The organism is Duodenibacillus massiliensis, from assembly GCF_928721995.1.
In the GTDB taxonomy this organism is placed as follows: Bacteria; Pseudomonadota; Gammaproteobacteria; order Burkholderiales; family Burkholderiaceae_F; genus Duodenibacillus; species Duodenibacillus massiliensis.
The window spans coordinates 2,211,066-2,223,126 of the sequence record NZ_OV788642.1 but is presented as its reverse complement, the minus strand read 5'-3'; the positions used below and the strand labels follow the sequence as shown (position 1 = coordinate 2,223,126).

Below are 12,061 nucleotides of genomic sequence, written 5' to 3'. Positions count from 1 at the left end.
GTCTTCAGACGCGGGAGGAATCGCGGCCCTCCTTTCTCAGTTCAGTTAAAAACATCTTTCGCTTCTCAAGAAGCGAAAGTTTCTTGTAGGAAATACCAGCAGAAATCTTTGTACCGTCCAGACGGCGCACATCGAATGCACCCGAGGAGCGTCTGCCAAAAATAAAGCCGACTTCCCCTTTGCTCAGCACCTTGTCAAAGAGCCGGAAGCCGTGCACTCGGTACGGAGCCTGATGGCGCTTGCGCACACCGCCTTTGAGAATCGTCAGCTTGTGGATCCGGCGATTGTGGCGGCGCGTCTGTTTCTGAAACAGGTATTCGCCCCGACGTTTTGCGTCGAGGACGCCGGCAATGCAGAAAGCATCCGCGCAATGCGTCTTCGGCAAGCCCGCGACGATGCGCTTGTGTTTGGTCAGATACCCGTAGGTATTCGTGACAGGCAATTCGGGATGGCGCTCGCGCAGGCGGTTGAGCACCGTCCAACGCATGAGGCCCATGAAAGTCTCTGCCCTGAAAGAAGCGCCGCGCCGGGGATTGAACTGCTTCAACTTGCCTGCGTGATACGCCTTGTGGCACGCCTCGCACAGCGTGATGAGGTTGCCCGGTGCGTCGCCTCCCGTTTTCCGACTCTCAATGTGATGCACGTTGAGAATCAGATCTTTCGATCTGCCTTTGCAGGCTTGGCAAACGTGACCCTCGCGGAACAGCACATATTCGCGCACGTTCCAAAAGCCAAGCTGCTCGCCCTGCTGATAGTCCGTGCCTTCGACTTCGGGATTCTTGATCTTCTGAATGTCGAAGGATGCGGTTTCAATCACGATTTTGGTGATCGGAAGCACTCGGCAAACCGCTTCAATGCGCGATATGTGCGCCTGAATGCGGTTCTCCACGGACGGCGCAAGCCAACCCTTGTGCTTCGATCGAACGCGATTATCAAAACGCGGCGCACGGCAGCGGGTCTTGCGGTTGCGTCGGGCGCGGCGAAGTGCCAAGCGATTCGAGAGCAAGCCCGTCACGTCCTGCCGCAGTTCGACCTCGGAAGCCAACAACTCTTCCTTGGCGGTCGTTGCGCTCAGGCCGACGTGCTTGTAGCCCGCATCCACACCCAAGGTGATCGGCTGCTTGGTTTCGCCCGTCGGCACCGTCAGTTGAATCACAAAGGGCGTTCGGCGCACAGGCACGGCCTTCCCGGCCCGAAGGAGCTTACGCGCCTTGGGCGGGGAGCACGGCATGAGCGGTTGCCCGCGCATATTCAACACAAAAACTTTCAATGTGTTCTCCATTGACGGATACCTCACGGGCTCCGTCTGCTCGACCTTGCGGTCGGTGGTGATCCTGCGCCAATGTTGGAAGGGGTTTGTTGTCTGAAGCACCGCTCCTACCTCTCAGAGCTTTTAACCGCAGACCGCAGAGCGCGGGACTAGGATCGACATCCCGCGGTGCCTGTTTGCGTCCCGTCTTGAGACGGAACGGATTCCCAACCAACGGAGTCCGTCCGAAAACGGACTGAGGCTAGTCAACCAAGACTTGTTGCCAAGCCTCTGACTTCAGTCAGGGGTAGTTGACGTCCTTTCATTTCCGTAAAACCTGAGTTTTAAAGCAGAAAATCGACAAAACCAGTAACCACAAGGTCTAACGGCTGGTTTTGATTATTTTCTTGTTGTACTTCTACCGCTGTCCCAGTTCACGGAGCATGGGTACGGCGGAGCGATTGGTGGGGAAGCGGGTGCCGAGGCAGGAGGCAAGTTCCGGCCTCGAGCACACCCGAGGCGGCAGCGATAGGCCGCAGGCCTGCAGGATGTCAGCTTTGTGGTTGCGTGCTTTGCCGGCAACGTACTGAGCACCAAGTTCTTCTTCTGTCAGCAACTCATTTCCTTTGCGCAGCTTCGGGCCAAAGCCGCACCGGTAGAAGGTGATTTGGTTGTTGTCATCGATGATTTGAGCCATCACGGTTGAGTCGTGCAGTTCACGGCACAGTGTGTCAATGCTGATTGGCGTTCCCTGCTTTTTCAGTTTGTCCTGCAGCAGCCTCAGCAGCAACAGGGCCAGTACACAAGCCGTAATATGGCCGTAAATATGGCTGGAAGTCCAGGCGTACATCGGGTGCAAGCCGATGTTGGATTTCATGATCCGGAAGCACGTTTCAATCTGATTCAGGCAGTGGTACATCGAGGCGATTTCCTTGCCCGTTTTCAGTATCCGTTCTCCCTTGTCAACCGGCTGATTTACCTCGGCACCTGATGCTGCTCCCCTTGCTTTGTTCTCCTGCTCGTCAGCCATTTCCGTCCGCTCAATGCAGTACTCGTCATAAACAACAGCAGCAAACCCGCAGAGCGCTTTGCGCTCTGCCAAGGCGCTTTCGTCAATACCGGTGATCACCTGCTTCTTTTCCCTAGTGTCGGTGGTGGCGATACCTGCCCAAGCCGGCTTTCTTGTTTTAAGTTCCTGCCCGCTTCTTCTGCGGATCAAATCAGCCCAGATCTCAAGCAATTTTTCATCGCGGCACTTACGTTTTTCGCTCCAGGCCAGAACCAGTGAGCATTTGACTGAGACGCTCTTGCCGGTGCGCTCCCAGTCCTCAATAACGCGGTATTTGTTGCTTTCAGGATCTTTGTCGTTAATCGATTGATAGGCCGACAGATCAAGCATCTGCTTGAGTGTTTCGTCATTGAGATTACTCACTTTTTGGGCCACCAGGTAGCCCAGCTCAAGCCGCTGGAGCATCAACAGATTTTCAGCTGAATTGAGTCCTCTGTCGGCAACAACAATGGCATGACCGATGTTGTATTTATCCTTGAGTTTTCTGATGGCGGATTCCATGGTTCTGTACTCGGAGCTGTTGCCTTTGAAAACCTCAAAGTCCATCGGAAAACCATTCTTGTCAATGACCAGAGCAATGGATACCAGCGGCAGATCCGAGCGGTGTTCCTTTGTGGGACCGCGCATTCTCAAAAATTCAGGATTGTGATCATCAGCCACGGCATCGATGAAGTCCTGCGGCAGAGTGTCCGGCAGAACGGAGCCGTCATCGTCAAAACACGCTTCCGGAAGTTCTTTTTCTGCGCGAGCCTGCTCAGCAGCAGCCTGCAGTTTGTCCAGAAAATCCTGGTGGTAGTTTTCCATCTCGGCATCTGTCAGAGGTGCCTCAAAATACGCATTGGTGACGTCATAAAAAACAAGCGTGGCTCTGTCAGTACCGTAGTGCTTGTCCATCTGACGGTTAACCCAGTTGAAAATCTCATCCTTGTTCTCTTTCAGAAAATCAAGCGTCCTGTAGCAGGCCTGCAGAGAGATTCCCTGCAGCGGAGCGCCGAGATACTCATCCTGATCATGGAAACCGGCCAACACAGAGCTCGGTCTCATGGCTTTTCTGAAAATCATGAAAGAAGCGGCGGCATTGAAGCTGAACTGCACTTTCTGATTGAGCTTGCTTTGCAGGTAATCAAATTTGCGGGGTAAGCACAAGGTCTTATTCCAGATTTGCTTCAGTGCATAGTGACCATACCGAAGCTGAGGAAAGTCCTCTGCCGGACTCTCACTTTGCCCAAGGGCCTGCGCCACCGCTTCGGCCGTCTGGGCCCGAAGGGCTGCAACGGCCTGCTTTTTGCTCGCACGTTCACTGCCGAACTGCTGTTTGAGATTTTCCAGATAGTCGGGATCGTTGGCAGTCAGTTCATCAAGGCGTCCCAGGGTTTTGACGGTGCGGTGCCGCACCCGGCCTTTCTCGTCCCGATACCCTTCCACGAGTTTGACATAGGAGAACTTGCCGTTGCCGCTTTTGGTGATTTTTACGAACATAGTCTTTCCCCGAAGAGACCTAATTGTCTAAGGAAATTATATCAAGAAAGACAACAGAATACAACATGAAGATAATTCAGAAAAAGGCACAAAAAATAAGAGCCCGTGCGGCTTTACGGGCTCTCAAAAAGTTAGTTTGCTTTAAAATCAGGTATTCTTCCCATGTCTTGCCACACATATTTGTGGCCAATTGACATCAGGACCAGCCACGACCATTTTTTTGGGAGAAACCAAATGAATCGAGTCTTCAAGACAAAGTGGAGCGCAGCTCATCAGCAGTACGTCGTGACCGACGAACATCATGCAACCAAGGGCAAGTCCTCGAAGAGCGCCGTCGCTCTTGCCGTTTCCGCCCTCATGCTTGCTGCCGGCAGCGCCTCCGCCGCATACATGGGAGCCGGCTTCCTCACCCAGGACTCCTCCGCTGAATCCGTTCAGGCTGCCGTTGCCTCCTGGCAGACTGCCGAATACAAGAAGGACTGGGGTCTTGAAGCCATGGGCGCCGCCAATGCGTACGCTCTGGGCTTCAACGGCAGGTCCGTTACTGTCGGCGTGATGGACTCCGGTGCTCTTCTTCAGAAGCACCCGGATCTTGCCGGCGACCGTTTCTCCGCCACTCACGTCAAGGGTGAATACTCCACCACTGGCAACCGCTATCCGCAGGGTGCCCTCGAACAGTTCGAAGGTAACTACAAGGCTGGCGACACATATGACATCACGGGCGACTGGAAGCTCAATGTCAATGACTCCCACGGCACGCACGTTCTCGGCACCGTCGGCGCCAACCGCGACGGCAATCAATTCCACGGCGTGGCTTGGGGCGCCAACATCATCTCCGGTAACACCGGCGGCACCGACGACAGCAACTACGGTCCGTTCCTTGACCCGGGCTACTTCCTCAATGCCTGGACGACCCTCGCTGACGCCGTCAACGAAGGCAACAACGGCCGCGGCGGTGTGATCAACAACTCGTTCGGCACCAACACCCGCATTACCATTGAGAAAAAGCCCACGTCCGACGCCGAAGCAGAAGCCTGGAATGCTAAGCTCGTTGCCAGCGAAGGCGAACGTCATCACACCTGGAAGAAGGATAAGAAGGGCAACTGGCTGCTCTATGGTCCTGACAATGGTAACGTGACCATTCACTTCCCGGTTGACACGGCTGCTCAGTCCGAATACGAATACTTCCTCTTCAACAACGTCTACGGCAAAGATGCCGATGGCAAGCTCAACAAGAACTTTGTTGACTCCGCTTGGGATGCCGTCAAGGGCAAGAAGGTTGTTCAGGTGATGACCACCGGCAACCGCGACATTGCCAACCCGTTCTTCCGTCCGAACTATCCGTACTTCAATCCGGAAGCAGAAAACCAGTGGATCGCCGTGGCTGGTCTGAAGCAGTCTGCCGACGGCAAGAAGCTTGAACTCATCAAGACCTTCAACGAAGCCGGTACAGGCAAGTGGTGGACTCTCACCGCTCCGGGCAGCGCCATCTACTCTTCCGCCGTTGTGGAAGGCAGCTATGTTGAACCTGGTTCTGGTGTAGGTGCAGGCAAGCAGCTCGGCGACTACACCTACGCAGCTTGGAGCGGCACCTCGATGGCTGCTCCTCACGTGACCGGCGCCTTCGGCGTTCTGTTGTCCCGTTACGCTGAAATGGATGCGCTTCAGGTTCGCGAAGTCCTTCTCACGACGGCCAAGCACACGAACACTGACGGCTCCATCATGGAAGGCTGGGTCAACACCGACGGCTCGACACCCCTTGACGGTCAGGTTTCCGACCGCATGGGTTGGGGCGTTCCCGACCTGAACAAGGGCATGTATGGTCCCGGCCAGCTCCTGAGCAACTTCGAATACAACATGAAGGGCGGTTCGCTCGACGTGTGGTCCAACAACATCTCCGCCGTGGCTCTCGCTCAGCGCAAGGATGAAGATGCCAAATGGAAGGTTGCTGCCCAAAAGTGGATCGACAATCCGAAGCTTACGCTTGACAGCTCCTACACGCCTGAACAGAAGAAGCTCATCGGCGACATCATCCTTACCTCGCCCGACACCCTCAAGGGCATCGGCGACAAAAAGACGATCTCCGAAGCCGACGCCATCCAGTGGCGTAAGGACTACTTCCAGAAGCGCATTGACGCCATCAACGCTCGTACGTACAAGGGTTCTCTCGTCAAGATGGGCGAAGGCACGCTCGTCATGACCGGTAACAACACCTATGAAGGCACGACCACCGTCAAGGGCGGCAAACTCCTCGCCTTTGCCGAATCCATCGGTACGGACAACAAGGTGACGGTTGAAGGCGGGACGTTCGGCGTTCTTGAAAAGTACAACGACAAGTTCACGATGAAGGGCAAGCTTGAAAGCGCCAAGGCCGGTGCCAAGGAACTCGACATCGACATCAAGAACGGCGGCTCCCTCTACATTGATGCAGCTTCCACCATTGCTGTCAACCAGGTTAACTTCGCTGGCGACAAGAAGGTTGTGGTCGGTCTGGCCGGTGCCAACGCCGATGACCTTCTCGCCATCTACAACGGTGACAACGCCCGCGCAGCTGTTGCCGGCAAGTTCACGGCCAACAACGGTGCCACCGCCTTTGCCGGTCTGACGGCCGACAACGTCGTTTCCGACTCCCTCTTCTTCGAATTTGACTCCCACGCCCTCGCTGGCGGCACGCTCACTGTCAAGATGAAGAAGGCCGACACCACGTTCGAATCATTCGCCAAGACGGAAAACCAGCGCCACATCGCCACCGCGATCGCTGCTTCCGGCAATGACCTCACGGCCAACATTCTCGCCGCCACCAATGGCGACAGCGTTACCGCGGTCTACAGCGCTCTGGACGACGACTTCTATGCCACGGCTCGCAACGGTCTCGTGATGAACTCGACCGCCGTCAGCCAGGCTGTCATGGATCAGGCTCGCGGCATGGGTGAAGGCCGCTCCGCTGAAATCGACAACGGTCGTGCCCGTATCTGGGCTGCCGGCATCGGTCACTGGGGCGAAGCCGACGGCACCAAGTCCACGATGGACGTTGACTTCCGCACGGGCTTTCTCGGCGCTGAAGCGATTGTCGTCGACAACACCAAGGTCGGCGCCTTCTTCGGCTATGGCACGTCCGACTACAAGTCCGGTCTGAGCAAGATTGACGCCGATGACATGCACTTCGGTATCTATGGTCTTACCGACATCGCTGACGCCACGATTACGTACGGCGTTGCCTACACGGATGAAGACCGCGACACGAAGCGCGCTCTCAACGGTGCCGGCACGGCTCACAGCGAAAAGGCTTCCGTACTCCAGGGCTTTGTTGAAGGTGCCTACAACTTCGACCTGAGCGTCGCCAAGATTTCCCCGTACGTCGGCTTCACGTGGGCCCACGTAAAGGCTGACGGCGCTACGGACGTTGCCATGGGCCAGCAGTTCAAGACCGCAGACATCAAAGACGACATCCAGATCGCCACGCTCGGCGTTCGCACCTCCATGCCGTTCATGATGGGCACCATGCCGGTCGCCGTTAAGGCCGACCTCGGCTGGTCGCACTACTTCGGAGATACCGAAGCTGTTGCCAACGTCCAGATGGGCGCTGACGGCCAGTTCGCCAAAATCGAAGGCAACGAACTCAAGGATCAGTTCAATGTCGGTCTCGGCATCACGGGCCAGGTTGCCAAGCATGCCACGGTTGGCGTGTCCTACTCCGGTGCTTGGGGTAACGACATTAAGACCCACGGCATCTTCGCCAACGTTCGCTTCAACTTCTAAGAAGCATCCTTCTGATGCAAGCTTGACCGCTTGCGGATGACTCAAAACGGCCGGCAGTCCTTCGGGATTGTCGGCCGTTCCGGGTCGGCACGTCAAATGCCGTTCTTTTGTCCCTTTTGGAGGTGGGTCAATTTTTATGTCGTTTTGAGGGTCAATTCTTATGTCGCTTGACATCCCTGGCCCACCAGGATTACACCTCACCGATACAAACTACCGTCAATATTTATCCGAAGCGCATTGTCTTTATCACGCCCGGCGGCATTCCGCCGGAAATAACTCTTGATGATGCACTCACAGAATTTCCCGCAGGAAGCCCGGGGCTTGAGCCCCGGGAGGAATGCGGGCTTTCGAAATTTTTTAATCTTGGCCCAAACGCAGCCAAACCATGCACATAGTTTTCGCTTAAGGTATATTCAGCCGCTATGAAATCGCGCACACCGTCCTTTGTCATCGAGCTGGGCCTGAAAACCGGAGAGGATCAGGAAAGTGCACTGGAGACCTACTTCTCCGATGCACGCCAGCTCTTCAATGCTGTTCTTGGAACAGCAAAGAAACGCGTGCGCGCCATGAAAAGCACTGAAGCATGGAAGCTGACGGCCGCGATGCCCAAGGGCAAAGACCGCAACAAGCGGTTTAAGGAAATTCAGAAGTCCGCTCGCCTTTCCGAGTATGCCCTGCATGATGTCGTGAAAGAGCACCGTGCCAAGGGCGGCTTTACAAAGCGCATCGGCATCAACGAAGCGCAGAAAATTGCCACACGTGTCTGGCAGGGCATTGAGCGCTGGCTGCTTCATCAGGGCGGTCAGCCGCGGTTTAAGAGTGCTAAACGGGGCTTGCACAGCGTTGAGGGAAAATCAAACAAAACAGGGTTGCGTTGGAAGGCTAAGACGTGGACGCTCGAGGTTCTGGATCTGGTGATAAAGGCTGAAGCCCCGGATGCCTGGCAGAAAGAAGCTCTTCTTTCAGCAACAGATCCGTCCGGCTTTAAGCGTGTCAAATACTGCCGTCTTGTCCGGCGGATGATCCGCGGCCGTATGCGCTACTTTGTTCAGCTCATTGTCGAAGGCGTACCGCCCGTCAAGCACGTTTATGCTCCCAAGGATCTCAAGGTGGCTGTTGACCCGGGCCCGAGGACCATGACTTTTTACAGCCCCGAGTGGCAGCAGAAGATTTTGGTGAGCGCGGGCACTGTCTCTCAGGAAAAGGAGATTGCGCGTCTTTTACGTGCCATGGACCGCTCCCGCAGAGACACAAATCGGGAGTGCTACAACGCGGACGGCACCGTTAAAGCCGCCGGAAAAAAGATTGTCTGGAAGGAATCCAAGACCTATAAGGCAACAAAGGCAAAACTTGCGGATCTGTACCGCCGTCAGGCGGAAACCCGCCGTTGCCTGCACGGCGAAGTGATTAACCAGGTGTTCGGCCGGGCCGGCACCGTCATTGTGGAGAAGAACCCATACAAAGCATTTCAGAGAGCCGGATACGGCAAGAGTTTGGGCAAAAGCGGTATTGCAGGATTGATAACCCGGATGACAAGTAAGGCTGAAAGCGCCGGCTGTTGTGTGGTGGAAGTCAGTCCCCGGAAACTGCGCCCGAGTCAGCACGATCCCGAAACGGGAACGTACCGGAAGAAAGCTCTTTGGGAGAGAAGTCATCAGTTGGGAGATACGGGCTGGTACATGGACCGCGATGTCGCGGCCGCCATGAACCTGTATTTTGCGGATCCCGCCACTGACAGCTACGATCTGAAGGCTGAGCAATCAGCGCTTGCGAGGCTCAAACAAGTCTCAGGGAACGCCGGATCGATAGTGCGGTACAAACCAGCGAATCGGCAAGACGAAGCAGTCCTTCGCCGGAACCGACGGATCGAGCTGATGAAGCCCGTACCCGTAGAGCGGTTGCGTTTTAAATGTTCCTGTGGTGCAGGGGACGCCCGGGCAGACAAGGCCTCAAAAACCTTGGCTGTTACGGAAAAGCCTGCACCGTGTCAGGAAACCCCGTGCTTTCAAGCGCGGGTTGTTTAGTGAGGGAGTTAGTTTCTGCCGGAACGAAAAGCTCGCAGACCTTTTTCTGCGCCTTCGGTGGATGGAAAAAGCCGGTTCCGGTTTTTCAGATATTTTCCGTGCCTACGCACCCTATGCCGTCAAACCCATACTGCAGCACATTGTCCGCATTTTCCGCGTTGAACTGCCTAGAACCGATACCCCCGTTGACAGTCGGACCGGAGCAGTACTCTCCTTTGTCCGAGCAGACAAAAACGGCCGCACACGCGCCGATATCGAAAACTATTTAGGCGTCAGCCGTCCGACAGCCCGTAAAATCATCGAGGGCCTTCTTGCCTCCGGCGAGCTCATGCGCATCGGAAAAACACGAGCCGTACGCTACTGTCTGTCCTCCAAAAATTCTTAAAAAGTACACTGCGGCCATCCATTTTGAACCATAGAAGAACGGGACTTTACAGAAACCCAAAACTTCAGCCGGCAAAAAGCCCTATGCAACCAACTGATTACAAAGGGCTTCTTCGGTTTCTGTAAACCTTTCTGCCAAAATCTGTAAAGGCCTCTGCTTTACAGATTGGCAGAAAAACGTCAGAGCTTCATGTCGGCTTCGCGCATCGCAGCTTCCACCACCTGTTGATTCGCTTCCGACAAGAGCGTGAGCGGCAGACGGATCGCCTTCCCGATTAAGCCCATACGGTAAAGGGCCCACTTCGGTGCCACGGGGTTGGGTTCCACAAAAAGCTTCTGATGCAGGGGCATCAGGCGGTCATTTAACGCACGGGCCGTTTTGATGTCGCCCGAAAGGGCCGCCGCAGCCATCTGATGCATTTCTTTGGGCAAGAGGTTCGCGGTCACGGAAATGACACCGGCCCCGCCCACAAGCATCAGCGCGAGGGCCGAGTCGTCGTTACCGGAATACACCGCAAAATCGCGGCCCCCGGTGGCCGCAGGAAGCCTTCTGATCAGATCAATCGCGCGGGCAAGATCGCCGGTCGCGTCTTTAAGCCCCACGATGGAGGGAAGTTTCGCGAGACGCAGCACCGTGTCGTTTTTAAGGTCCGCAACCGTGCGGCCCGGCACGTTATAGAGAATCACCGGAATGTCAACGGCTTCAGTAATCGCCTTAAAGTGCTGGTAAAGCCCTTCCTGCGTGGGCTTATTGTAGTAAGGCACCACCTGCAGGGAGGCGTCCGCGCCCACTTTCTTTGCAAAGCGCGTGAGTTCAATGGCTTCCGTGGTGGAGTTGCCTCCGGTGCCCGCAATCACGGGCACGCGCCCGGCGGCGCTCTTAACCGCACACTCCACAACCGCGTTATGTTCGTCAATGGAAAGCGTGGGCGATTCGCCCGTCGTTCCCATCGAAACGATGCCATCGGTGCCGGCTTCGATCTGCCAGTTAATGAGCTTTTTATAAGCGTCAAAATCAACCGATTCGTCATCCTTCATGGGCGTGACGATCGCCGTCAGTGATCCGCGCGCAATCATGATTGTTTTCTCCCTGTGTATCGGCGCTTTTGAAAATTCGTATTTTATGCGGCAGGCGTCGCTTTTTTGCCGAGAAGCGCAACGAGTTCGGCAATAACCGGACGCAACTCCCGACGGTCCACGATCATGTCGACGGCGCCTTTTTCGAGAAGCATCTCCGCCCTCTGAAAGCCCTCCGGCAATTTTTCCCGCACCGTCTGCTCGATGACGCGGGGCCCGGCAAAGCCGATTAAGGCATGGGGTTCGGCAATCACAACGTCACCCATAAAGGCAAAGGATGCGGAGACGCCCCCCATCGTGGGATCGGTTAAAACCGACACGTAAGGAATGCGCGCTTCACCCAAAAGCCCCACGGCCGCGTTGGTCTTAGCCATCTGCATAAGCGAGAGCAACCCTTCCTGCATGCGGGCGCCCCCGGAACTTGCAAAGGTCACAAAGGGGATGCGCTCACGTAAGGCGCGCTCAACGCCCAGCACAAAGCGCTCACCCACGACGCTTCCCATCGAGCCACCCATAAAGTCAAACTCAAAGGCGGCGGCTACGATCGGTTCTTTTCTCAGTTCCCCGCGCATCACAACGAGCGCGTCCGTCTCATCAGTCTTGGCCTGGGCTGCTGCCACACGCGCCGGATAGGGCTTGCTGTCCACGAAGTTCAGGGGGTTGGTGGGTCTTACCTCCGCGCCGATTTCTTCGTGCGTTCCCTTCCAGTCAAGAAAGGCGTTGAGACGTTCACGTGCGGAAAGGCGCATGTGGTAGCCGCACTTGGGGCACACCCTGATGCTGTCCTTTAATTCGCTTTGATAGAGCACCTGCTCGCAGTTGGGGCACTTCACCCAAAGGCCCGCGGGAATCGGGCTCTTGCGCTTTTCGGTCCCTTCATTGGACTTGGCGGAGATTTTCGGAAGGATACGTGTGAGCCAACTCATAAACTGTCTTGTGTTTTTTACGTGTTCGGGCGGGAGCCAGTGTCCGTCAGAGACACGGACGCATTCAGAGCGTCTCCCGCAGATAAGTTCAGTC

The 12,061-nt window shown here is 55.7% G+C and carries 7 protein-coding genes; 3 read left to right on the top strand and 4 right to left on the bottom strand.

Annotation, left to right across the window (positions count from 1 at the left end):
* Positions 1-4: 4 nt before the first annotated feature.
* Together iscB and NXF97_RS10175 are read right to left on the bottom strand one after the other, a co-directional pair.
* Positions 5-1,282 (bottom strand): RNA-guided endonuclease IscB, encoded by a 1,278-nt coding sequence (iscB, locus tag NXF97_RS10180; RefSeq protein ID WP_274955902.1) that lies wholly within the window; start codon positions 1,280-1,282, stop codon positions 5-7.
* 385 nt (positions 1,283-1,667) lie between these two features.
* Entirely contained in the window at positions 1,668-3,797 is a 2,130-nt protein-coding gene (locus NXF97_RS10175) for an IS1634 family transposase (RefSeq protein ID WP_423767302.1), read from the bottom strand.
* Between the two features lie 234 nt (positions 3,798-4,031).
* Between NXF97_RS10175 and NXF97_RS10165 the strand changes: the two genes are divergently transcribed.
* The 3 genes from NXF97_RS10165 (at position 4,032) to NXF97_RS10155 (ending at position 9,965) form a co-directional block, all read left to right on the top strand.
* Entirely contained in the window at positions 4,032-7,556 is a 3,525-nt protein-coding gene (locus NXF97_RS10165) for an autotransporter domain-containing protein (protein WP_274955901.1), read from the top strand.
* 422 nt (positions 7,557-7,978) lie between these two features.
* Positions 7,979-9,580 (top strand): transposase, encoded by a 1,602-nt coding sequence (locus NXF97_RS10160; RefSeq protein ID WP_274955900.1) that lies wholly within the window; start codon positions 7,979-7,981, stop codon positions 9,578-9,580.
* Positions 9,474-9,965 carry an ATP-binding protein gene (locus tag NXF97_RS10155; protein ID WP_338031948.1) on the top strand — a complete coding sequence of 164 codons (492 nt, stop codon included), beginning with the start codon at positions 9,474-9,476 and terminating at the stop codon, positions 9,963-9,965. Before NXF97_RS10160 ends, NXF97_RS10155 begins: the two co-directional genes overlap by 107 nt.
* A 179-nt stretch (positions 9,966-10,144) precedes the next feature.
* Here NXF97_RS10155 and dapA read toward each other — a convergent pair whose 3' ends face one another.
* A complete protein-coding gene (dapA, locus tag NXF97_RS10150; RefSeq protein ID WP_274955898.1) occupies positions 10,145-11,041 on the bottom strand; it encodes a 4-hydroxy-tetrahydrodipicolinate synthase in 897 nt (298 codons plus the stop codon).
* A 44-nt stretch (positions 11,042-11,085) separates the two neighbouring features.
* Complete coding sequence (accD, locus tag NXF97_RS10145; RefSeq protein ID WP_274955897.1) at positions 11,086-11,967, bottom strand: acetyl-CoA carboxylase, carboxyltransferase subunit beta; 882 nt, start codon at positions 11,965-11,967, stop codon at positions 11,086-11,088.
* Positions 11,968-12,061 lie beyond the last annotated feature (94 nt).